Genomic DNA, 22,315 nt, shown 5'->3' on the forward strand with positions numbered 1-22,315 from the left:
GCCGCCCTCCGGCCGCACGGACCGCTCCGGTGGGCGGCGCACACGCGGAAGGCGTGCCCGGGAGCCCGGACACGCCTTCGTTCGGCTGTGCTCAGTACGACTTCGGCAGACCGAGGGTGTGGTGTGCCACGAAGTTGAGGACCATCTCGCGGCTGACCGGGGCGATCCGGGCCACCCGGGAGAGGGCCAGCAGCGAGGCGAGGCCGTACTCGACGGTGAGCCCGTTGCCGCCCAGGGTCTGCACGGCCTGGTCGACGGCCCCGGCGGCGGCCTCGGCCGCGGCGTACTTGGCCATGTTGGCGGCCTCGGCGGCAGCGTCTTCGAGCCGGCGGTCGCACAGATGGGCCGCCTTGCGCATCATCAGCTGCGCCAGGTCCAGCTCGATGCGGATCCGGGCCAGCGGGTGGGCGATCGCCTGGTGGGCGCCGATCGGAACCGACCAGACCTGCCGGGTACGGGCGTACTCCACCGCCGTGTCCAGGGCGTGCCGGCCCATCCCGACGGCGAAGGCGGCCATCATGACCCGCTCCGGGTTGAGCCCGGCGAACAACTGCGGCAGTCCCGCCACCTCGTTGCCCACCAGAGCGTCGGCGGGCAGCCGGACGTCGTCCAGGAAGAGCTGGAACTGCTTCTCGAAGGCCGACAGCTCCATCTCGACCTCGCGGAACTCAAATCCGGGCGTCTCGCGCTCCACGATGAACAGGCACGGCTTCAGCCTGCCGTCCGCGCCCCCGCTCGCGCGGCCGACGACAAGCGTGGCATCGGCCGTGTCCACGCCGGAGACGAAGACCTTGCGGCCGGTCAGGAGCCAGTCCGCGCCGTCCCGGCGCGCGGTGGTGGTGATGCGGTGGCTGTTGGACCCCGCGTCGGGCTCGGTGATACCGAAGGCCATCCGGACCGTACCGTCGGCCAGGCCGGGAAGCCACCGCCGCTTCTGCTCGGCGGTGCCGAACCGGCTGATGATCGTGCCGCAGATGGCCGGCGACACGGCGAGCATCAGCAGGGGACAGCCCGCCGCGCTCAGCTCCTCCAGCACGATGGCCAGTTCGGTGATCCCGCCGCCGCCCCCGCCGAACTCCTCGGGCAGATTGACCCCGAGGTAGCCCAGCTTCCCGGCCTCGGCCCACAGCTCCTCGGCCCACCGGCCGTCTGCCGAGCGGGTGCGGTGTCCGGCGAGCCCGGCGACGGCCGCGCGCAGCGCCCGCTGTTCGGCGCTCTCCAGGAACAGGGCGTCCGCCGCACCGGTCCCGTCCGCGGACGTGCTGCCGGTCAAGACCGCGCTCCTTGCGTACCCCGGCCGGTTCGTCCGGCGTCCGGCTCGGCGTCGAGCAACGCCAGGATCTCGGCGGTGTGCTCACCGTGCCCGGGAGCGGCACCGCGCAGGGAGTCGAGGCCGGAGCCGAACACGACGGGGAAGCGCACCTGGTGCCTGGGAGGCTCGCCGTCGGAGCCGGGCAGGGTGCCCACGAGCCCGCGGGCCGCCACGTGTCCGTCCGCGAGGACCTCGGAGGTGCTCTCGTACACGGGCGCCCACGGCAGGTCGAGTGCGGAGAGGGCCTCGGTCCACCAGGCCAGGTCGCGCTGGGCGAAGATCCCCGTGAGCAGCTCCCGCACCTGCCTCTTGGCGCGCGTCCGGTCCGCCCGGCGGTCGTACCTGCTGTCGGCCAGTTCCGGGAAGTCGGCGACGAGAGCCTGGCGGAAGGCGAGCCAGAACTTGTCCTCGAAGGTCGCGAGGGCGATCCGGCGTCCGTCGGAGAGGAGGAACACGTCGTTGTCCCCCGTGACGAGGGGGCTGTCGACCGGGTGCCGGTCCTCCCGGAGCGGCGGCGCGAGCGCGCCGGACCAGGCCGCGGCGGCCTCGTGCAGCGACACGTCGAGGTGCTGGCCCTCGCCCGTGGTCCGTGCCGCGGTGACCGCAACCGTGATGGCGAACGCCGCGTACATGGCACCCGCCATGTCCGCGACCCGTATGCCGACCCGGTCGACGACCGCGTCCGGGCGGTGCGGGACCGCGAAGAAGCCGGACAGGGCGAGGAAGTTCAGGTCGTGGCCGGGCCGCCCCGCGTACGGGCCGGTCTGGCCGTAGCCGCTGATCGAGCAGAGCACGATCCGGGGATTGGCGGCACGCAGCCGCCCGTAGCCGAGCCCCAGGCCCGCGAGGACCCCCGGACGGTTGCTCTCCACCACCGCGTCACTGCGCTCCACCAGGCGCAGGAGGGTCTCCCGGCCGGCCCGCTCGCGCAGGTCCAGCACCGCGGACCGCTTGTTGCGGTTCAGCGCGGCGAACGTGTCGGGGTCGACGGTCCGGCCGTAGTCGCCCCCGTCCGGGCTTTCGATCTTGATGACGTCAGCGCCCAGGTCCGCCAGCATGAGCGTGGCGAAGCCTCCCGGCAGCAGCCGCGAAAGGTCCAGGACGCGCAGCCCGCGCAGGCCCGGCCAGCCAGTCGTCGGTTCGACCGTCATCAGCACCTACCTCCTCGCACCCGCCGCCCTCCCTGCGAGGGCGGCCAGGAGGCGCAAGGTATCGACGGCAGGGCTCGGGCCGCTTGACAGCGTCTGTACGGGCCGCTGCCGGTGACCGGGTGCTACATGTAGCCGAGGGCCCTGCAGTGGTCGGCGAGGTCCTCGGGCACCTCGTCGGGGGACGGGAGCCGGCGGTGGGGCTGGATCACCCCGGAGGAGATCTTCTCGTGCCAGTCGCCGAGAAACATCCGGAAGGGGCCGTGGTCGTGGCTCCCGTACTCCAGCATGGCGGCCTCCCACGGGATTCCGAGGTACTCACAGAGGGCCTTGGTGACGCTCTCCGGAGAGTTCGTCAGGTCCTCGTAGCGGACGGTGATGCCGTCCAGGTGGGCGCGGGCCTCGGCCACCGCCCCGATCATGGGGGAGATCTGTTCGAGCGCACTGGTGCGGATCTTCTCCTCCACCTCCTGCGCGCTGTACGGGAGCGCCCGGTCCGCCAGCTGGCCGCGGAAGATCTCGGCCAGTGAGTCGAGCACGTGCAGGGGGTGGCGGAGCAGGAAGATGTACTTGGCGTGCGGCCAGCACGCCGATATGCGCCGCCACATGCCGGCGTTCCCCGGCGTCTTCTCCACCAGGATGCTCTTCCCGCTCGCCTGCAACTGGTGATGGAGCATCCGGTCCCAGAGCATGTGCTCCAGCTCGGTGGCCGACAGCCCCATTTCGTCGGCCGCAGCCACCGCGGGCGGGGTCTCGACGGCGACCCGGAACCCTCCCAGGTGCATCTCGTGGCCGGCGTACACCTGGGAATGCGTGTCGAGCACGCACCGCAGCAGCGTCGACCCCGACCGTACGGTCGAGATGACGAATACCGGGGATTCCACGAGTCGGGGGGCGGATTCGGTGCGGGCGTCCACGGGCGTGTCCAAGACGAGCTCCTTGCAGGTCGTTCTGGGTGGGCGAGGATCCGCCCGGGGCGGCCGGGGCGCACTGCGGCGTTCGGCCACCCGGCCGGCGGTCCGTGGACGCTACAAGGCGGGACCGGGCCGCGACTGGACCTGCCCTGTATCCCGAAGCTGCCTCTTCCGGGCGGGCCGGACGCATGCGAGAAATGCCTGTACCTCCCTGCCGTGTACCGCATCAAGGAGTCCCAGATGCCCTCCACACTCTCACCGAGCAACACGACCGATGCCTCCGCCCGCCGGCAGCTCGACCGGCTGCTCGGCCGGGTGGAGCGGCGGATCGAGGAGTTCCTCGCTGCCGAACAGCAGCGGTGGGCGGCGGTCGAGCCGGCCTCTCACGAACTCCTCGACTGCATCGCGGACATGTTCGGCAGCGGGGGGAAGCGGATGCGGCCCGCCTTCTGCATCGCCGGCCACCTCGCGGCCGGTGGCGACCCGGACGACCCGGTCGTCGTCGACGTCGCGGCGGCACTGGAGCTGCTGCACAGCTTCGCCCTGCTGCACGACGATGTGATGGACGCATCGGACCGGCGCAGGAACAGACCCACCGCACACGTGGTCCACGAGGAGCTGCACCACCGGCGCGGCTGGCGGGGCGAGGGCCGCCGGTACGGCGAGGCGGTCGCCGTCCTCGCCGGGGACCTCGCTCTCGTCTACGCGGAGCGCCTGCTCGCCGACTGCCCCCCGCACGCCCGCCGCATCTGGGCGGAACTGTGCACCGAGCTCATGGTCGGGCAGTTCCTCGACCTGCGCGGCGCGGCCCGGTTCAGCGCGGATCCGCAGCGGGCCCGCTGGATCGCCCTGCTGAAGTCGGGCCGCTACACCGTCTACCGTCCGCTGGCGCTCGGAGCCGCACTGGCAGGAGGGGAGGAGCTCCTCGCGCCGTTCGAGGAGTACGGGCTGGCGGTGGGGGAGGCCTTCCAGCTCAGGGACGACCTGTTGGACGTGTTCGGCGACGCGGAGCTCACCGGCAAGCCTGCCCGGCTGGACTTCACGCAGCACAAGATGACCCTGCTCATGTCCCTCGCTCTGCGGGACGTGCCTGCGGTGCGGGCGCTGTTCGCCGAAGACGGCACGGCACCGGACCCGGACGTCCTGCACGACCTGCTCGTCGCCGCCGGCGTCCGTGACCGCGTGGAGGCCGTCATCGCGGAGCGCGTGGACGCGGCCGGCCGGGCCGTAGGCAAGGCCCTTGCCGCCGAGTGGGCGGCAGAACTGCGCAGCATGGCCGCGGAGGCGGCGTACCGCACCGGCTGACGGGACGGACCGGCCCGGCGGGGCGCCGACCGGCGGGTGTTCCAGACCGTGGTGGTCTCGCACCTGGGTCATGAGGCCGATCACTCGGCCGGGAAGCCCGCGGTCACGGTGGCAGACTGGCGGCACGACGAAGCTCCGGTGGTTCAGGGTGACTTGGGAAGGTCACCCCGTTCAACCGGAGCTTCGTCATTTACGTGGCAGGCTCAGAACCGGCGCATGACTGCGCTATTGCTTGCGCCGTTGCAGGATCCACCGGTGTACGGGCGGTGTCAGGGCCGCGCCTACGATGAACCCGAGTGTGACACTCCGGCTCGCCAACACGATAATTCCGATAACCGCGCACAAAACTGTGCCGGTCACCACCAGGCCCGTGACCTTAGTGCGCGGGGACAGCTGCTTCAGTCGGCTTACAGTCGAGAAAGTCACCAGATATGTGGTGGATCCGAAAGCGGCCGACGCCAGAGCGGTGAGATAATTCACTCCGCAACCTTTCAAAATCGAAGCCGGAGTGCCTCGCTCCGGCCGCTACGGTCGGCAGCGGTCCCTTTTCGGGATCAATTGGCTGCCGGTCCGCTCACCTGCAGTATCCGTCGCCGCCGCTGCCGCTGTAATAGCCGCTTCCGGCCAGGGCGGCCGCCGGCGAAAGGACCCCGAGTCCCGGGTTGACCTTGATCTTGACGCATCGATCGGTCGCGACCGCGACCCCCGCGAACCCCGCGAGGCTTCGGCCCCCGACGACCGCGGCCGGGTGAGGTATCCAGGACACGACGGTTCCGCCGAGGGCGAGGACCTTGGTCTCCGCCTTGTTGAAGTACACGGTGCCAGTGATCACGCCCCAGGTGTAGTGGGGGTCGGCCACCACGGGGAAGGCGGTGTCGTGGCCGGTCTGGATGGTCTGGACGAGCGTGTTGCCGTCGAGGCTGTAGCTCGTGGGGACGGGGTTGCCGTTCGCGTCCTTCGCCCAGGGGGCGTCGATGTGGCCGCGGGCGACGCGGCCTGCGCCGTTTGCCGAGGTCACGATGTCGTAGCCGCCGGCTCCATCGGCGACCAGGGTGGCGCCCTCGGGCAGGCCGAGGTCGAAGCGCTGAGTGGTGGGGGCCTTGGCGTCCTTGAGGGTGACCAGGGCGCGGGCGCCGCCGCCGACGGTGGCCTGCGTGGCGAGGTCGGTGTGCGCGGCCGCGTTGGGATAGACGGTGGTGCCGGCCGCCGAGGTGGTACCCGCGGCGTCGACCGTTGCGGGTAAGGACATCGTCACCGCGGAGCCGTCGGAGGCCGCCACGGTCACCCGACCTTCAGCGCTGGCCGGGGTGGTCACGGTGACAAGCCCGCGGTCCGTCGCCATGACCGTGCCCGTGGTGCTGCCGGGGGCGACGTCGGTGGTACCGGTGGCGTTCTGCACGGCGGCCACGGCCTGGTCCGCCGCACTGGCGGAGGGATTGCCGTCGGCGAAGGCCGGGGCTGCGGTTCCGGCTATCAGTGCTGTGGTGAGCAGTGCGGCATGAACCGAATTCTTGAACTTCAAGTTATTTTCCCTGATCGGCTGAGTGTCTGGTTCGGTGGAACAGAATGAACACTATCGATCTTCGCGGGATGATCAACAGATTTGAGCACTTACTGAGGTTCCCGCGAAAACGCGGGTGATTTCAAGCCGCTGTGGCGCAATAAATACCATTGCGCCCGCCCCGATCCGGCGGGTCGTCGGCCTGGCCTGGTCCAGCGACCTGGGCAGACCTGCCCAGGCCGCGTTTCAAGTCATTTCTGGAATCGTTTCAGCCATGGTGAGCGACGCGCCTATATCGCCGACTCGGCTGCTTTCGGAAATGGAACCCTTCATTCTTCTATGGCGTGGCAGGAATAACCGGAATGTGGGCACCCGGCTCTGGCGTACCGCATCCACCGCTCGTTTTCCGGAGCGCGCGGAGCCCGCGCTTCACCGTCACCCGGAAGGATGGGCACGCCGCCTCCGCTTCAAGGCGCGTACCCCTACCGCGAGCGCGGCAGCACAGATGCCTGCCGCCAGCCAGGGTGCCGCGCGCTTGAGCATGTCGGCCGGCGTAGGGGCGGGGTCGTGGCAGTCAGGGGCTGCGGGTTCCACGCGCAGCCGGGCCCAGACCTTTGACGGCTTCCCCTTCTCCCGCCAGACCACGGTGTAGAGACCCGGCTCCGCGTCGCACTTGATACGGACGACCGCGGAGACCCTCTTCGCTCCGTACATGACCACCGGCCGCGTGAACACCGACGAGGTCAACGTGACGCCTCCGTCGCCGCCCATCCCCAGGCCGTCGGTGGCCGTCATCTCCCCGCCGGCCCGCACCGACCGCACGTCCCATGGGCTCGCGGGCCACTCCGCATCCGCGGGCCAGCGCTCCTCCTGGGGCGGGGGCGGCAGCTCGGAGACCCGCCTCGCGCACGCCGCACGCTCCGTCTCTTCGGCCGGAGCCACCCGGACCTTTCCCCAGAGCCGTGTGACCTCGGAGGGGTTCGGGTCCCCACCTGATCCGATGCGCACCTCGTAGGACCCGGGCGCAGCGGTGCAGGAGATCGTCATGACCGCGGTGACGTGCGGATCGTCCATCCTCATCCGGCCATCGGCGGTGAACGCTTCGGAGAAGACCCTGTCGCCGTTGCCGACGGCGTCCTGCAGGCCCACCGAGACGCTGACCTGCTCTCCAGGCCGGACCTGCCGGTCGGCGCCACTCTCCAGCGGCAAGGGCGCATCCGTAAGCGGAGCGGCCTGCACGCCCTCCGCACCGAGTGACATGACCAGCGGAATCGCCAGGACTGCCGCGCCGATCCATGCCCGTAATCGCTTCATTTGTCGCCTGTCTGGACTCGTTGACGATCTTTCACACCACTGCCTACTCTGCCCTCTTCGTCGAACTGACGCACTAACACACAGCGATGACAGGCGTCATCACTGCGCTCAGGAAGCAAGTCATTGAGATCAAAATGGTTGACCGCACTCGCGCTCGGCACCAGTACCGTGCTGCTCGCCGCCCCCGCCGCCCTGGCGGCGTCGGCCGCTCCTTCTCCGGCCGGCACGAGGCTCCCCTCACCCTCGGCCTCGTCGTCGCCCCCCACACCCAGCCCTTCCGGCTTACCCCGCTCCACGCCCTCCGCCTCGAAGCCTCCCCTTCCGGCCGCACCACCGGCGTCCGCTCCCCCCTCTCCCTCCGCGTCCACCCCCACCCCCACCTCGCCCCCTGCTTCCCCGGCCTCAACCCCGGACGAGCAGTACTGGACGGCTGAGCGGATGGCGCAGGCCAAGCCCATCGACGCCGCCCGCGGCGCCGGGCCCGCCAAAGCTCCGTCAGCACCCGACTCGACGGCCGCTGGCGGGCAGGGCACGCCCCACGCCGCGCACTTCGACGGCCTCCCGATGGTGGGGACGTTCTTCTTCGACGGCACGCCGGTCGGTGGTAACGCCACCTACTGCACCGGCAGCGTCGTGCGGAGCAAGGGGAAGAGCCTGGTGCTCACCGCGGGGCACTGTGCGAACGGCCTGAACGCGGCCAAGAACCGCATCTTCGTGCCGCAGTACCAGTTCCTCAAGATCCCGGCCAACCAGCCGTGGGGGCTCTTCACGGTCGGCGAGGTCTACAAGGACCCCCGCTACCCCGACACGGGCCAGACGAGGGCTGCGGTTTCGGACCTGGACTTCGCCTTCGTCACCGTCGCCCCCAACGGCAAGGGCGCGGTCGAGGACGTCGTCGGCGGCCTCACCTTCACCACGTCGACGTCGTACGACCACAACGTGACGGTCATCGGCTACCCGGCCCGCGCCAGCGACAACAGCCAGCACAAGGCCATCCGCTGTGATGTGCCCACCCGGCGGCTGCATGGGTTCCGGCAGATGCAGATGGAGTGCGGCGGCTACTACAGTGGTGTCTCCGGCGGTCCTTGGATCAGGGGATACAACGCCTCGGCCAAGACGGGAGAGGTGATAGGAAACGTCGGGGGCATGGGCGGTGGCGGCGACGTCGACTCGATCTCGTACTCGCCGCTCTACGGCAAGGACGCCCAGGACCTGTACAACGACGCCAGCAACGGCATCGGACCGAAGAACGTCCATCGCGGCACCTTCCAGCCTCCGACGGACGGTCCGGTCCTGCCGGGAAGCGGCGAGACCTGGAAGCACGCCAAGCAGATTTCCGCCGGTGACTTCTCCGGCACCGGGCACAGCGACCTGCTCGTCATCTGGACCGACGGCGAGGCCACGCTCTACCCCGGTGACGGCAACGGCGGCTTCCGCCGCGAGCGTCAGCTCCTGGCACCCAACGCCGGGTGGAAACCGGTCGCCACCATCACCGCCGGCGACTTCACCGGCACCGGTGAGTTCGACCTGATGGTGCGCTGGGACGACGGCCGGATGACCCTGCACGGCGACGTCGGTTCCAACGGCCTCGGCGCAGGCATCGAAATGGCTCCTTCAGGATCCATCTGGAGCCACGCCACCCAGATCGCCGCCGGCCGCTTCAACGCCGCCACCTACGTCACCGACCTCATGGTCCGCTGGTCCGACGGCGAACTCAGCCTCTTCACCAACGTGAGCGCCGGCACCATGGGCCAGGAGTACAAGCTCAAGGACCCCAACAGCACCTGGAAGGACGCCACCCTGCTGACCGCGGGGCAGTACTCGGGCAACCAGAAATGGGACCTCATGGTCCGCTGGTCCAGCGGCGCGCTCAACAACTACGTCGGCACCACCACCGGCGGCCTCGGCAGCGAGCAGCCCATCCACGGCCCCAACAAGACCTGGACCCACAGCGTGATCATGACCACCGGGCAGTTCACCAGTGACGGACTCACCAACGACCTCATGATCCGCTGGTCCGACGGCGAGACCACCATGTACCAGGACACCCGCAAGAACAACCTCGGCACCGAGCGGATGATCTCCCCGCCCGCCTGACCGGCCCTGATTGCCCACTGCGAGCACACCAGGCACCACCGTGGGGTCCAGAACCAACCGGATCACCGGCGCACTCCTCGGCATGCCGGTGGCTTCGCAGCGCAGGAATGCAGCAGCGCTGTGAATACCCCGTGAGTGCCGCATACGACGGGGCCGACCCACCCACACGGGGTCGGCCCCGTCGTCAATCCGGTCACCGCCCGCGACCCGCTCCCCTTCCGCAAACCGAGCGTCAAGCTGACGTTGTGCACCGCCCGCAGCGCGCGGGAACCGGTGAGCCGATGGTCCCGTCAGGGCGTTGCTGCACGCTGACCTTCGGACTCCCGCCCCTGGTGTGCGGTGTGGACGCGGCGCCACAGCGCCGCTCGCGCGGAGGCGTTGACGTCGGCCAGGTTCAGATGGAACACGTCGGCCAGTGCGTCGTACCAGTCGTCGGCCGAGTCGATGGTCCGCTCGCACGTGCCTTCGGCGTCGATCCGGCGCAGCACACAACCACGCGTCATGTCCACGCCCTTGGCGTCGCGGAGCCGGGCTTGGAGAACCCGGACGAATCCGGACTCGGGGGAAGTGGACAGCCGGTGATGCTCCGCAGCGAAGGAGGACAGCTCCACGAGCTCCGGCGCGAAGACCATCGCCGTGACCAGCCACCGTTCGCCGTCGATTCCCACGGTGAGCGCGAGATGGTCGCCGCCCGGGCCCGTGCGGTCCTCGATCTCGCCCTGCACCCCGGCCCGGTGCAGGGTCACGTCGTATCCGAGAGCCGTCAGCAGCGCGGCGAAGGCGCCGTTGAGGTGGAATCAGCAGCCGCCGCGCCCGCGCAGGATTCGGGCCACGGATTCCGCGGCGCCGATGCCCGTCGGCCGTCCCAGTCGGTTGCCGAGGGTCTCGTAGGCGACCCGTTCCACCTGCGCCCGATGCAGTGCCCGCAGCACTTCGGCGGTCGGCTCCGTCGGCCGGGCCACCTCCAGCACGGCCAGATACCCGTCGACGTCGATCATGCTCCCCCTCACCGTCCGAACGGATGATCAGCCGAGGGCCTGTCCGGCGGATCCCGCCGGGCCGCCCACCGGCGCTGCATGCCTGGACCCTTGGTGGGCGGGAGGCCGTACCCGCCTGCTCAACCATGACGACGAAGACTTCGTCGTCCAGACGGCCACCACCCGACCGAGGAACCTTGGCAAGCCCTTCACCCGCTGGTCGATCCGCAAGCTCACCGATCACCTCCGCAGGAACATGGCCCGGCCCGTCCGGATCGGCCGAAAGGCCCTGCGCTGCTTACTGGCCCGCCGCGGGATCTCCTTCCAGCGCACGAAAACCTGGAAGGAGTCCCCGGACCCGGACTTCGACGCCAAGCTCGCCCGCATTCCCGCCCCGACCGGCTGCCGGCGACGTCCCACCGCACCCACGGCATCACCTACTTCCACGGCTGTTACCCCGTCGGCGACGACCAGATGTGGGGCGTCAACCACAGACGCAAGGGCATCGACCGCACCTGGGCGGCCATGCGGACGATCCGGGCCGCTCGTCCGGACGGCGCCCCGATCTACGTGATCCTCGACAACCTCTCCGCCCACACGAACCGGCGGATGAAACGGTGGGCGGCCAAGAACAAGGTCGAGCTGTGCTTCACCCCGACCTACGCGTCCTGGGCCAACCCCATCGATGCCCACTTCGGACCCCTGCGGCAGTTCACCCTGGCCAACTCCCACCACCCCCACCACCCCAACCACACCGTCCAGACCCTGGCCCTGCACGCCTACCTGCGCTGGCGCAACAACAACGCCCGCCACCCCGACGTCCTCGCAGCCCAACGACGCGAACGCGCCCGCATCCGCTGGGGCGGACGGCTCCTCGATCCCCAGGCCTCAGCATCAACGGACGGGTCCCGCTTCGAGTACGTGTGTGATCGCCGCCGCCACGTCCGGCGCTGTGTGGGTGGGCCCGAAGCCGGAGGCCCGCCAGGGACGGTCTGGGGAGACCCATACGCTGCGAACGCTCAGCGCGTGGGCCCCTGCGATGTCCGCCGCCGGGGAGTCGCCGATCATCCAGGCGGACTCCAGGCCGGCGCCGGCCAGCGCCGCCGCCGCACGGAAGATCTCCGGGGCGGGCTTCTTGTGGCCGACCGACTCGGAGATCACCCAGCCGTGGACCAGCGCGTCGAGGCCGCTGTTGCGGATCTTCGTCTCCTGCTGTTTCGTCCGCCCGTTCGTGACGATCACGCTGTGCCAGCCGACCGCCGCAGCCCGCGTCAAGGCCTCGCGGGTGGCGGGTGGGAGTGTGACGCGGTCCGCCCCGCCATCGGCCAGGAGGGTCGCGACGGCCTTCTCGGGTATGCGAGGCCCGTACCGCTCCGACATGGCACGGGCGAGTGTCTCCCTCGGGGTGTAGCCGCTGGCATCTGCCGCCATCAGCCACTCCACCTCGGCGGCCGGCAAGCGGTGCTGCGCCAGCGCGGCCGAGCACGAGGACCTGAAAGCCGCATCGCGGTCGATCAGCGTGTTGTCCAGATCCAGCATCAGCAGCGTCGCCATGACGGCCAGTAGATCATCCGCCCATGGCCCTGGCCAGGTGCGTCTGCCCGGTGAACCTTTCCGGTCACAGCACCAGGTGGAACAGGTCGGGCCCGTCGAAAAACACTTCGACATCGGTCGCGTGATCGGGGACGCTTCGCGCGATGACCAGAATCGACGACACGCCGCCCGCGTGGGACGAGCGCACCCAGCTCACCACGTTTCTCGACTACACACGTGACACCGCCCGCGCCAAGTGCGATGGCGTCTCCGCGGAGAACGCCCGCAAGGCGCTCCTGCCGGGCTCACCGCTGATGACCATGAGCGGATTGATCAACCACCTCCGCTGGGTCGAGTACTACTGGTTCCAGGTGGTCCTCCTCGGCGAAGAAGACCGGGGCCCCTGGACCGATGAGGACCCCGACCGCGAGATGCGTATCGCCGTTGACTTCCCGCTCACGCAGTTGCTCGACGAATACGCCGAACAGAGCGCCCGCTACCGCGAACTGGTCGCCGGGAACAGCCTGGACACCCAGGCCAAGGGAGCCGTCCGCGACGGTCTCCATGTCGACCTGCGCTGGATCCTCCTTCACCTCACCGAGGAGACGGCCCGCCACAACGGCCACCTGGACATCCTGCGCGAGATGCTCGACGGCCAGACCGGCGACTAGCGGTTGCGGCGGGAGGAGTACGCCTTGTCGCCCCCGAGGTGGTAGGGCCGGGTGCGTGGGTGCCCGCTGCCGAGGCGGGCGACATGGATGCGTTCCACGACCCGGGATGGGCTGCGGAGCGTCGCCCCGCTGCCCCGGAGTGACAAGCAGGGCCAGGGGGTGGCGTCCGCCCTCACCGGCGAGGTGGAACTTGCAGGTCAGGCCGCCCCGGGAGCGTCCGAGTCCCTCGTCTGGGCGGTGCTGCCGGGGCGTGCGTCTTTTCCCGGCACTCGTGGCGGTTTCCTACGAGCGCCGGCGGCGTGCTGATGGGCGCGGCAGGAGGTCGAGTCGACGCTCACCATCGGCCAGTCGATCCGGCCTTCCGCGTCGGCGTCGGCCAGGACGGCCGCGAAGATCCTGTCCCAGGTGCCGTCCGCCGACTAGCGTCTGTGCCGTTCGTACACCGTCTTCCATGGACCGACGAACTGTCCCTGTTTCCCTTCAGACGGTCCGGGCAACGGTCTCGGGAGCCTGCGTGACGGGAGCGGTGACCGCCAGGGCAGCCGCCTCCTCGGCCGGCCCGGTCACCGCGGGTGCGGTGAGGGTCGGGTCGACGGTCAGCAGCGACGCTCCGATCGGTCCGGCCATCGCGCGGAGCGCGGACTCGCAGAGCCGGATCCAGCGCTGGCCGGCGCCGAGCGTCGCGGCCAGCCGTTCCGCGCTGGTGAAGCCCACGGCGGTACGCGCTCCCAGCGGGGTGCGGAACAGACGTACCACCACCTCCGCCCTTCCCGGCAGAACCGGCACGTACAAGGGCCCGGCCGGGACGCGTTCTTCAGGCTCCGGGTCGTCTTCGTACTGGAACAAACACATGAGGCCCTCCCAGAGGAACCACGAGTGACGGTTGAGGCCCCGGATGCGGGGAGGCGGTCCGGGGCGCGACAACGAAGCTATCCCCGCCCGCCCGCCCCTGCGGCCACCCCATGACGGGACCTTGACGGCGGCGGACCAAGTCCATACGGATCACTGACGGCTCCCGGACCGGGCCGGCATCAGGGTTTCGTATGGGGTGGGGACATCCGCGTGAGAAAGCCGTCAATACCGCCTCCTCGGCCTCTGCCGCGGCTTTCCATGAGAGCTGGTGAACGCCGAGGAGAGGGAAGGCCGTGCGAAAAGTCGTGGTCGGTGCTACGGGCACCCCGGGGAGTCTGGCCGCCTTGCACAAGGCCGCCGCAGAGGCCCGGGCACGTGACGCGGAGCTGTGGGCCGTCCTGGCCTGGCAGCCGCCGGGCGGCGAACTCGGGAGCCGCAACGGCCTCGGGCCCGCTGCTCTGGCGGAATGCCGTGCCGCGGTGGTCGAAAGACTGCGCGAGGTTCTCGACACGGCCTTCGGTGCCGTGACACCCGGTGTCACCCTCGCGGGCCTCACGGTACGGGGGACACCGGGCGCGGCCCTGGTGGACACGGCCCGTGACCCGGAGGACCTCCTGGTGGTCGGCACGGGATCCCGTACGGTGTGGCGCCGCCTCGTCCGCCCCTCGGTGGCCCGCTACTGCATGGCGCACGCTGCCTGCCCCGTCCTGGCGGTTCCGCCGTCCCCGCTCCAGGCCGAGCTGGAATCCGTGCACCGCCGCAACGCCTGGAGGATTCCGCTGGACCCCCGCGAGCTAGCCCCCTGAGCCTGCCGGATCGGGGCGTCCGGCGGCCGCCTCAAAGCGCGCCGCCGCCCTGCTGGCCGCCACCCGTGAACTGGCCCGCCAGCATCACGACGAGTCCGCCGACCAGCATCGCGCCGCCGGTCAGGGCGCCCCACAGTCGGGTGGCGGAGTCGCTGATCACCAGCCCGAAGACCACCTGCCAGCACAGCGCGAAGGCCGTCACCAGCTGGCCCGAGCCGTAGAGGCGGGGGCTGCGGATGTGGCGCCGGTTCACGGGGAGCACCCAGCCGCGGGTGACCGCCGCCACCCCCGAGGCGGCGATGAGCAGCGCGACGAGAACCAGAGGTGCGACGAGGTACAGCTTCATGATCTCTCTCCTGCACGCCGGACCCGTGCCGGACGCTTGCGTGATCATGTCACCGGCCGCATCAAGCGTCCATGGGCACATCCGCGCTCACGTCCCCGCGACCAGCGAAATCGACCCGGGAGGGAAGCCGCCGCGATCGGCTGCGAGGACATCTCCGCCGAGGCGGAGGAGCATCTATTGCTGTGAGGCCTGTACGGCGCGCCACGCCCCGGCGGGCACGAGGCGGCGCACATCGGTCGGCCGTGAGGAGGAAGGCCATGATCGTCGACTGCGCACATTACCGCGACGGGCGTCGACAGGACGAGGGCGCGATGCCACTGGAACAGGCGGCCGCACGCTGCCGGCAAGGCGGATTCGTCTGGCTCGGCATCTTCGAACCGGGTCCCGAGGAGCTGGACCGGGTCCGCGAGATCTTCGGACTGCACGAGCTCGCCGTCGAGGACGCCTCGGCCTACCACCTGCGACCGAAGGCCGAGCAGTACGAGGACGGCACCGAGCTGATCATCCTGCGCACGGCACGCTACGACGACGACCGCGAGGAGATCGACACCGGCGAGATCAGCATCTTCCTCGCCGACCACTTCGTGATCACCGTTCGCCAGGGCATCGCGAGCGAGCTGCACGAAGCCAGGAGCCGGCTCGAAAGCCGCCCCGAACTCCTCAAGACCGGCAGCGCCTCCACACTGTGGGCGATCCTCGACCAGGTCGTCGACAGCTACTCGCCGGTCGTCGGCGAACTGGAGCGCGACATCGAGCAGATCGAAGCCACGGTGTTCTCCGGGGCGGTCGCCCCGACCGAGCGGATCTACTCCCTGCGCCGCGAGGCCACCGACTTCTACCGGGCCGTGCACCCGCTGCTCGCCGTGCTCACGCGGCGGCTGCAGCCCGGCAGGACGCCGCCCGCGCTCCGGCCGTACATCCGTGACGTGCACGATCACCTGCTGCTGGTCAACGAGGAGGTCGCCGCCCAACGCGACCTCCTGACCACCGTTTTGGAAGCGAACATCGCGGTGATCTCCGTAGAGCAGAACAAGATCAACCTTCGGCAGAGCGCCACGATGGAACGGCTCACGATCCTCGCGAGCGTGTTCCTCCCGCTGTCCTTCGTGGTCGGCTTCTTCGGGCAGAATTTCGGCTGGCTGGTGACCCACATCAGCAGCTTCACGGCGTTCCTCACCCTCACCGTCCTCGGTGTGCTCCTGCCGTGCCTGATGCTGTACGTCTGGCTGCGCCGACGCCGAAGCCGGCCGACCCCGCCGATGCCCGAGGTGAGCCGTGTCGGCCGGCACGCCCCGGCAGCCTCCACGAAGTGAAGACGGCACAGGCGATCGGCCTCACCCTCGCGGACGAACGCTGCGGCCGGGGCTGCTCGTCCCGCCCCGCACGCCCTGCCCGCCCGCTCCATACAGGAACGTGCCCCGGGCTGAGCCTTTCCGTGCCGCCCTTTAGCCGAAGTTGCTTAACCGGCTCCGTCCCGAAGCCGGCAGCACTATCGTCCACATCCCGTCATGACCTGCAGCCCTGCCCGAGTCCCTCCTGTCGCCCCAGTGAGCCCCACCGTCCGACCGCTGCCCCGCAGGACCGAGTTCCGGGCGGCGGTGCCGCCGCTGACGACCGCCACTTCGGAGACTGACTGTTCATGCACACCGCATCACCTCCCGCGAGGACGTCACTGACCGTCCTGGCGCTGGCCGCCGCACTGCTCGCCCTGATCCTCGGCGCGGCGGGCCCGGCCTTCGCGCACGCCGGCCTCAGCGGCTCCGATCCTGCGGAAGGCAGCGTCCTTGAGACGGCCCCGAAACAGGTCACCCTCACCTTCACGGAGTCGGTCACCTTCTCCGAGGACTCACTGAGAGTGCTGTCTCCGGAGAACGAGCGCGCCAACCCGCGTCCGGCCCAGCACGCGGACGGCAAGGAGAACACCGCACGGGTAGACCTGTCCGACAAGCTCCCCCAGGGCACCTACACGGTGGCCTGGCGCGTCGTCTCCGCCGACGGCCACCCGATCTCGGGCGCGTTCGTCTTCTCCATCGGCCAACCGTCCGGCACCGATGCCGTGGTGGCGACGGGCTCGCCCGAGGACACGGCGGCCGGCCGGCTGTACGGCTTCTTCCGCTACGTCGCCTACAGCGGACTCGCTCTCCTCGTCGGAGCTGTCGCCTTCGTCCTCGTGTGCTGGCCCACCGCAGGCGCGCTCCGCCCCGTACGCAGAGTGCTGGCCGTCGGCTGGGCGGCACTGGTGGCGTCCACCGTCGCCCTCTTGCTGCTGCGCGGCCCGTACGAGACGGCCGGCGCGCTGACATCGGCGTTCGATCCGTCTCAGCTGGGCCGGACCGTCACCGGGAAGCCTGGGATCGCACTGATCGCACGGCTCGTACTGCTCGCGGTGGCCGCTGTGCTGCTGAGGCGCTCCGCCGTACGACTCGACCGTCACGACGACGGATCGCCGCTGCCGCTGAGGGGCCTCGGAGCCGGCGTCCGCCTGGGCGGTGCGGTTCTCGCCCTGGCCCTGGCCTTCACCTGGGCCTCGGCGGAACATGCCGCCGCCGGCATCCAGGTGCCGCTGGCCATTCCGGTCGCCGTGCTGCACCTGCTGGCCATGGGGGTCTGGCTGGGCGGCCTGATCACGCTGGCGGTCTGCCTTCGGCGTCGAGGGCCCGGCAGTCGCGACATCCCGGCGTCCGCGATCGGCCGCTTCTCCACCCTGGCCTTCACCGCCGTCGCCGTACTGGTCGGTACGGGGATGTACCAGTCCTGGCGGCAGGTCGGCTCGTGGGAGGCGCTGTCCACCACGTCGTACGGCCGGACGCTCGCCGTGAAGACCGCCGCCGTGGTTCTCGTGCTGTGCGCGGCGTCCTTCTCCCGCCGTTGGACGGCCCGGCTCGTTCACCAGGCGCCATCGGCCGCGAAACCGCAGGCGGTGCCCGAGCCTGAGCTGGTGAGTGCCGTACAGACGGTCGGCGCGCCGCCTTCCCTCCTCGCGACCGACCACAGCGGTACGTCCGACGCACCCGCCGGGGGTGAGCCGGGGGACGGCATCGAGCCGCCCGTCGTCGAGGCCGACGGATACCGGCGCAGCCTGCGCCGCACGGTGGCCGTCGAAGCCGTACTCGGTGTCGTGGTCCTGGCGATCACGACCTTGCTCACCGGAACCCAGCCCAGCCGCGCCGCCGATACGGCCCCGGCGGCCACGGCTCAGGAGCCGCAGACGAGGGTGGTCACGGTCCCGTTCGACATGGGGACGGCCAACCAGCACGGCACGGTCCAGATCACACTGGCGCCGGGACGCGTCGGCGAGAACACCGTCGAAGCCGTCGTGTTCACCGCGGACGGCGGCCTCGCCACCGTCCCCGAACTCCGCCTCACCCTCACCCAGGACGACCTCGGAATCGGCCCGCTGGACGCCAAGCTCAAGAACCAGAAGGGGTACTGGGCCACCTACGACCTGCAGCTGCCCATGCCCGGTGTCTGGACCCTGAACATCACCGTGCGCACCACCGACATCGACCAGGTCACCGTGCGCGAGACCGTCCGCATCACGTAGTCGTCGCAGGAGGAGCACGCACGGGACCCACGCGCGATCGGGGCCGGCGCACGGCGTGAGCCGCGTGCCGGCCCCGATCGTGTCGGTCAGGCTCGGCTACGGCTGCGACGCACCCACCAGAAGGCGCCGACAGCGACGAGCAGAACCACGGCCGCAACCGTGCCGGCGATGGCGCCGGTGCTGTTGCCCGCCGCCTCCTCGCCCGTCGCCTGCGCGCCGGCGGACGCGACGGGAGCCGATGGCGGCGCAGCCGACGGCTGGACGGACGGGGCGGCGCTCGGCGTCGGGGACGGCGAGGGGCTCGGGGCGATCGGCTTGGCTCCGGGGGCCGCCGCCTTCAGCTCAAGCACGGGAGCCGGGTTGTCGACCTTCTCGCCGCCGGTGGGCACCTCGATCCAGCGCGAGACCTTTCCGTCGCCGTAGGTCTCCAGGGTCTTGAAGACCAGGGACTTCTCGTCGGGCAGCTGGCGCACGGTGATGCTGTACTCGGCATCGGTGCCGGTGGCCAGAGCCGGGCCACCGATCGCGTACCCGTCCGGGGTGGCCGTCAGCTTCCACTCCTTGGGAGCGTCCTTGAGCGTCACGGCGTCCGGCGCGATGCCCTTCGGGAGCACCACCTTCAACTCCGCGATGCCTGCGGTGTCCGACTCCGCCTCGGAGGTGAAGGACAGCGTGACGTTCTCGGCGAGCGCGCGCGGATCGGAGGCGGTGACTTCGGCATGCGCGACGGCGGGACCGGCAGCCACGCCGAGGAGCATCAGGGCGCAGGCGACCGCGAAGGCCGTCCTGGAGAACGGGAGTTGAGTATGTGACCTGTTCATGATGGAGAAACCCTCTCGGTACGCGGGACGGGCCTTACCCTGCAGGTGAGGAGTCCGCCGGGATCAGGGGAACGTCTCCTGCACATCCGGCAGGAGGCCCCCGACGCACCACCGCGTGACAGAGCAAGGTCATCACCGCCGGCCGTACGGCAAGCCCGCCGAGCGCAACGGGCACCGCCCGCAGACCAGGCCGGAACCACGGCCGGCGGCCTGTGCCGAAAGCCGCGACGGCAAGCGCAACCGCCGCGTGGGCCCATCGGCCCACCGTCTGCGGCAGACGGCTCAGCACCTCATCCGCGCGGTACATGAGCAGAGCCATCACACATGTGGCCACGCAATGGGCCGCCGTCATGGCCCACGCCGCGTGGTGCGGGGCGGGCCCGATCTCCCGCAGCACACCGTCGTGCGCTGCGGCGTGCCCGTGGCGTACATCCCGCCGCAGGGACAGAGCCCCGTGCAGGAGGAGCTGAGCCAGCCCGGTCGCCGCAAGCACGTGCCGGCCAGGCAGGGACGGACGGGCCGCCGGCCACGCGAGAGCGAATACGGCCAGAACCCCGACCGCCGCCCGCCACCAGGAAACCGGCTCCTCCGAGGCCAGGTGATGGGCTACGACGGCCAACACCGAGCTGAGCAGCGCGAACACGGCAGCCCGCAGCCACCGTCCGCTCCGCCCAGCAGGCTGCGGACACGAGCGCATCCGTGCACGGGCTCCGGCCATGTCGCGCTCATCATCCACCGCCCCCGTCGCGGCGATCCCACAACTGTCAATTGTGAAACAGTTTTTCGGTCTGCCGTGTGATCGGGTTCGCCGAGCGGGCGCAGGCGGGGAACGGGTGGCCCCCAAGGCCGTCGGAGACACGGCAGGGGGCACGGCTACTGTTCGGGGCGGATCATCCTGATCGACTTGTCACCGGGGGGCCTTTCTCATGCTCAAGCGCCATGTCTCCGTCCTGATGGTGGCCGCGTGCTGCATCGTGCTCTCCGCGTGTTCCGGCGGTCCGGCATCCGTGAAGGCCGAACAGGCACCGGCAGGGACGCAAAAGGCCCCCTCGGCGCCGCAGACCGATCCGGCGCCGTCCTCTTCCGTTCCCTTGCCGACGCGCGGGGCGGTCGGCGCCATACCCGACACCCCGCGGCTGCGGGAGCTCGCGCTGCAGCCGGGCGAGGCCGCCGGGGTCCCGGACCCCGAGCACGGCATCCGGGACCTGGACTCCTCCGAGCTGAGACCTCTGCCCCGGACGGCAGCGTCGTCGGCCCCGTGCCCCACCATGTGGGACCTGCTCAGGCAGAAGGGCGCCCAGGCCGCTGTCTCCCAGACCTTCGACTCCGGCGAACCCGGGAGCCCGCAGATGACGTTCCTCGCGTCCTACACGGGGACAGGGGCAGCGACGACCTTTGCCCAGCTGCGCTCGGCCGTCGCCGCGTGCCCCTCGGACGACTCCGACGAACGCAAGGCGACCGCGCGGTACGAGGACCTCGACAAAGCGGGGTTCCCCGAGGACACGATCCACATCCGGATGACCTTCGAAGAGGAAGGCTCCGCCGAGCCCGTCGAAGCCCTCGATCGCATCGTGGCCCGGGTCGGCGTGTGCATCGTCGACATGACGGCCATGGGCCCGGAGCCGTACCCGAGCCTCGCCGAGGGTCCCGTCCTCCGGCAGATCGAGCGACTTCGGGCCGCGCAGGGGCTGTGAGACCGGCCTTCGTCGGCGGGGCGCCGGTTCTCCTTGCCCAGGGGCTCAGCCGAGCGGGACGGCGGTGGCCGCGCGGCTTCCCGGGGCGGTCGGAGTGGGGATCTCCTGGAGGCCCTTGTCGGCGGAGGAGGCGGGTGTGCCCGCGCCGACGGGGGTGGTGGTCGTGGGGCGGTCGGCGACGCAGCGCTGCTTCTCGGACTCGGTCATCGGGCCGGTACGTTGCATGAGCCGGTCGGGTACGGCGCGGGAGGGGCCGTCGATGACCGCGTGGAGGCGGTAGTCCTCCTTGTTGCTGACGAACCAGCCCTCCACGCGTTCCCGGCTGGGCTGGAGTTCGACCCAGCTGACCTCGCCGGGCTGGATCTTCTCGTTGATCTGGCGTTGGTCGCTGCTGAACCACTGCCAGGGCCGCTGCCAGGTCTTCTCGTAGGCGAGGGAGAACTGGGTGGCCATGGGACGCGCCTTGACCCGTTTGACGTCCTCGGCGCGGTCGCCGGTGGTGGGCAGGCGGGCGACCTCTTCCAGGGCGAGGTTCGCGTTGCTGTAGGTCTGGGCGATGCTGTCGTGGCTGCGCTCGGAGTAGTTCAGGACGCGGGTGTGTTCCAGCGGGTTGCGGGTGCAGTTGATGAACGTCTCGCCGATGACGCGGGCCTGGCCGTAGTAGCGGAAGGAGGTCCGCTTGTCGGGGCGGAAGGTGCAGGCGTTCTCGCCGTTGCAGGCGGCCGCCGCGTTGTGCAGGGACTTCTCGCGTTCGTTGCCCTTGAAGGCCTCGGACGTGCCGAGCGCGGTCCGGTCGACGGTCTGGTCGACGGCCGGGGGCACTTCCACCGCGCGGATGGCGGCGATCATCGGGGTGCAGGTGAGGTGCGTTTTGGTGCCGGTGACCTTCGAGGTGAAGGTGAGCGCGGGGTCGCTCTCGCCGGCGGTGAACGCGTAGGTGCGGCTGGTCCACTTGCCGGTTCCGGGAGTGCCTTTGACCCGGCCGGTGTCGGGGGCGGTGGTCACCGCCTGGACCGGTCCGCCGCTGCTCTCGACGGTGTAGGGCTGCCCGCTGTCCACGTCGGCGGCGACGCACTCCTTGGAGACGGCGGGGCTGTCCTCGTAGGTGACGGTGACCCGGGCTCCGGCGCGCACTCCGCGCAGCCGCTGCCGCAGGGTGTTGCCGTCCTTCTGCAGGGCGACGGCGTGGGAGGTGCCGGTACGGCCGGAGGCGGCGGGCGAGTAACGCTGGTTCGCCCCGGTCCAGTTGTCGATGGTGACGGTGGTGGGGCCGTCGCCCTTCATCGCGGGCTCGGCGAAGTCACCGTTGAGGACGGCCACGGGCTGTTCGCCCGGCGCGGCGGCGGTGGCGGTGGCGGTGGCGAGGGGCGGCAGGAGCACGGCGGTGGCGGTGAGCAGGGTCAGGGCGGCGCCCAGGGGCGGGCGGAAGGGGTGTCTCATGGCGGGGGTCCTCCTCGGGTGGGGCGGCGGGAACCGCCGG

19 protein-coding genes and 3 pseudogenes are annotated in these 22,315 nt (G+C 70.5%); 9 read left to right on the plus strand and 13 right to left on the minus strand.

The genetic code is table 11. The features are described 5' to 3' along the window. Positions 1 to 91: 91 nt before the first annotated feature. From ACFY0D_RS32625 to ACFY0D_RS32635, 3 genes are all read right to left on the minus strand, one after another. Positions 92 to 1,273 carry an acyl-CoA dehydrogenase family protein gene (locus ACFY0D_RS32625; RefSeq protein WP_390801562.1) on the minus strand — a complete coding sequence of 394 codons (1,182 nt, stop codon included), beginning with the start codon at positions 1,271 to 1,273 and terminating at the stop codon, positions 92 to 94. Further along, a complete protein-coding gene (locus ACFY0D_RS32630) occupies positions 1,270 to 2,463 on the minus strand; it encodes a CaiB/BaiF CoA transferase family protein (protein WP_390801563.1) in 1,194 nt (397 codons plus the stop codon). The genes ACFY0D_RS32625 and ACFY0D_RS32630 overlap by 4 nt, the downstream gene beginning before the upstream one ends. A gap of 122 nt (positions 2,464 to 2,585) precedes the next feature. Further along, the gene (locus ACFY0D_RS32635; protein ID WP_390801564.1) at positions 2,586 to 3,389 is read right to left on the minus strand and encodes a sulfotransferase family protein; all 804 of its coding nucleotides are present in this window, start codon (positions 3,387 to 3,389) and stop codon (positions 2,586 to 2,588) included. Between the two features lie 225 nt (positions 3,390 to 3,614). Here ACFY0D_RS32635 and ACFY0D_RS32640 point away from each other — a divergent pair, with 225 nt between their 5' ends. Further along, positions 3,615 to 4,679: a polyprenyl synthetase family protein gene (locus tag ACFY0D_RS32640; RefSeq protein ID WP_390801565.1), complete on the plus strand. Its 1,065-nt coding sequence runs from the start codon at positions 3,615 to 3,617 to the stop codon at positions 4,677 to 4,679. 574 nt (positions 4,680 to 5,253) lie between these two features. On the opposite strand, the gene ACFY0D_RS32645 is transcribed toward ACFY0D_RS32640, so the two are convergent. Together ACFY0D_RS32645 and ACFY0D_RS32650 are read right to left on the minus strand one after the other, a co-directional pair. Then, positions 5,254 to 6,201, minus strand: a complete 948-nt coding sequence (locus ACFY0D_RS32645) for a hypothetical protein (protein ID WP_390801566.1) — start codon at positions 6,199 to 6,201, stop codon at positions 5,254 to 5,256. A 414-nt stretch (positions 6,202 to 6,615) separates the two neighbouring features. Then, complete coding sequence (locus ACFY0D_RS32650) at positions 6,616 to 7,389, minus strand: hypothetical protein (RefSeq protein ID WP_390801567.1); 774 nt, start codon at positions 7,387 to 7,389, stop codon at positions 6,616 to 6,618. 239 nt (positions 7,390 to 7,628) lie between these two features. Between ACFY0D_RS32650 and ACFY0D_RS32655 the strand changes: the two genes are divergently transcribed. Continuing rightward, on the plus strand, positions 7,629 to 7,928 hold the full coding sequence (locus ACFY0D_RS32655; RefSeq protein ID WP_390801568.1) for a hypothetical protein: 300 nt from the start codon (positions 7,629 to 7,631) through the stop codon (positions 7,926 to 7,928). A 4-nt stretch (positions 7,929 to 7,932) separates the two neighbouring features. Beyond that, positions 7,933 to 9,591: a trypsin-like serine peptidase gene (locus tag ACFY0D_RS32660; protein ID WP_390801569.1), complete on the plus strand. Its 1,659-nt coding sequence runs from the start codon at positions 7,933 to 7,935 to the stop codon at positions 9,589 to 9,591. A 290-nt stretch (positions 9,592 to 9,881) separates the two neighbouring features. On the opposite strand, the pseudogene ACFY0D_RS32665 reads toward ACFY0D_RS32660, so the two are convergent. Together ACFY0D_RS32665 and ACFY0D_RS32670 are read right to left on the minus strand one after the other, a co-directional pair. Further along, a pseudogene (locus tag ACFY0D_RS32665) lies at positions 9,882 to 10,376 on the minus strand (arylamine N-acetyltransferase); the annotation flags it as partial. Between the two features lie 12 nt (positions 10,377 to 10,388). Then, on the minus strand, positions 10,389 to 10,589 hold the full coding sequence (locus ACFY0D_RS32670) for a hypothetical protein (RefSeq protein ID WP_390801570.1): 201 nt from the start codon (positions 10,587 to 10,589) through the stop codon (positions 10,389 to 10,391). A gap of 70 nt (positions 10,590 to 10,659) precedes the next feature. Between ACFY0D_RS32670 and ACFY0D_RS32675 the strand changes: the two are divergent. Continuing rightward, positions 10,660 to 11,441: pseudogene (locus ACFY0D_RS32675) on the plus strand (transposase); the annotation flags it as partial. A gap of 21 nt (positions 11,442 to 11,462) precedes the next feature. Here the strand turns inward: ACFY0D_RS32675 and ACFY0D_RS32680 are convergent. Next, positions 11,463 to 12,122, minus strand: coding sequence for an HAD family hydrolase (locus ACFY0D_RS32680; protein ID WP_390801571.1), 660 nt, complete (start codon positions 12,120 to 12,122; stop codon positions 11,463 to 11,465). A gap of 143 nt (positions 12,123 to 12,265) precedes the next feature. Between ACFY0D_RS32680 and ACFY0D_RS32685 the strand changes: the two genes are divergently transcribed. Further along, a complete protein-coding gene (locus ACFY0D_RS32685) occupies positions 12,266 to 12,772 on the plus strand; it encodes a DinB family protein (RefSeq protein WP_390801572.1) in 507 nt (168 codons plus the stop codon). Here ACFY0D_RS32685 and ACFY0D_RS32690 read toward each other — a convergent pair. Both ACFY0D_RS32690 and ACFY0D_RS32695 read right to left on the minus strand, forming a co-directional pair. Further along, a pseudogene (locus ACFY0D_RS32690) lies at positions 12,772 to 13,329 on the minus strand (IS5 family transposase); the annotation flags it as partial. The gene ACFY0D_RS32685 and the pseudogene ACFY0D_RS32690 sit on opposite strands and share 1 nt — an antisense overlap. Further along, entirely contained in the window at positions 13,253 to 13,624 is a 372-nt protein-coding gene (locus ACFY0D_RS32695) for an SAV_915 family protein (protein ID WP_390801573.1), read from the minus strand. The gene ACFY0D_RS32695 and the pseudogene ACFY0D_RS32690, both read right to left, overlap by 77 nt. A gap of 293 nt (positions 13,625 to 13,917) precedes the next feature. On the opposite strand from ACFY0D_RS32695, the gene ACFY0D_RS32700 reads away from it, so the two are divergent. Next, positions 13,918 to 14,430, plus strand: a complete 513-nt coding sequence (locus ACFY0D_RS32700; RefSeq protein WP_390801574.1) for a universal stress protein — start codon at positions 13,918 to 13,920, stop codon at positions 14,428 to 14,430. A gap of 31 nt (positions 14,431 to 14,461) precedes the next feature. Here ACFY0D_RS32700 and ACFY0D_RS32705 read toward each other — a convergent pair whose 3' ends face one another. Then, on the minus strand, positions 14,462 to 14,776 hold the full coding sequence (locus tag ACFY0D_RS32705; protein WP_390801575.1) for a hypothetical protein: 315 nt from the start codon (positions 14,774 to 14,776) through the stop codon (positions 14,462 to 14,464). A 257-nt stretch (positions 14,777 to 15,033) separates the two neighbouring features. On the opposite strand from ACFY0D_RS32705, the gene ACFY0D_RS32710 reads away from it, so the two are divergent. Beyond that, entirely contained in the window at positions 15,034 to 16,089 is a 1,056-nt protein-coding gene (locus ACFY0D_RS32710) for a CorA family divalent cation transporter (protein WP_390801576.1), read from the plus strand. A 326-nt stretch (positions 16,090 to 16,415) separates the two neighbouring features. After that, positions 16,416 to 18,320, plus strand: a complete 1,905-nt coding sequence (locus ACFY0D_RS32715) for a copper resistance CopC/CopD family protein (RefSeq protein WP_390801577.1) — start codon at positions 16,416 to 16,418, stop codon at positions 18,318 to 18,320. 86 nt (positions 18,321 to 18,406) lie between these two features. Here ACFY0D_RS32715 and ACFY0D_RS32720 read toward each other — a convergent pair whose 3' ends face one another. After that, a complete protein-coding gene (locus tag ACFY0D_RS32720) occupies positions 18,407 to 19,141 on the minus strand; it encodes a DUF1775 domain-containing protein (RefSeq protein WP_390801578.1) in 735 nt (244 codons plus the stop codon). Positions 19,142 to 20,067: 926 nt separating this feature from the next. Between ACFY0D_RS32720 and ACFY0D_RS32725 the strand changes: the two genes are divergently transcribed. Continuing rightward, positions 20,068 to 20,835, plus strand: coding sequence for a hypothetical protein (locus tag ACFY0D_RS32725; protein ID WP_390801579.1), 768 nt, complete (start codon positions 20,068 to 20,070; stop codon positions 20,833 to 20,835). A gap of 45 nt (positions 20,836 to 20,880) precedes the next feature. Here ACFY0D_RS32725 and ACFY0D_RS32730 read toward each other — a convergent pair whose 3' ends face one another. After that, complete coding sequence (locus ACFY0D_RS32730; protein WP_390801580.1) at positions 20,881 to 22,275, minus strand: hypothetical protein; 1,395 nt, start codon at positions 22,273 to 22,275, stop codon at positions 20,881 to 20,883. Between the last annotated feature and the right edge of the window lie 40 nt (positions 22,276 to 22,315).

Origin of the sequence: Streptomyces sp. NPDC001502, from assembly GCF_042894785.1 — a bacterium.
Classification (GTDB): Bacteria; Actinomycetota; Actinomycetes; order Streptomycetales; family Streptomycetaceae; genus Streptomyces; species Streptomyces kutzneri.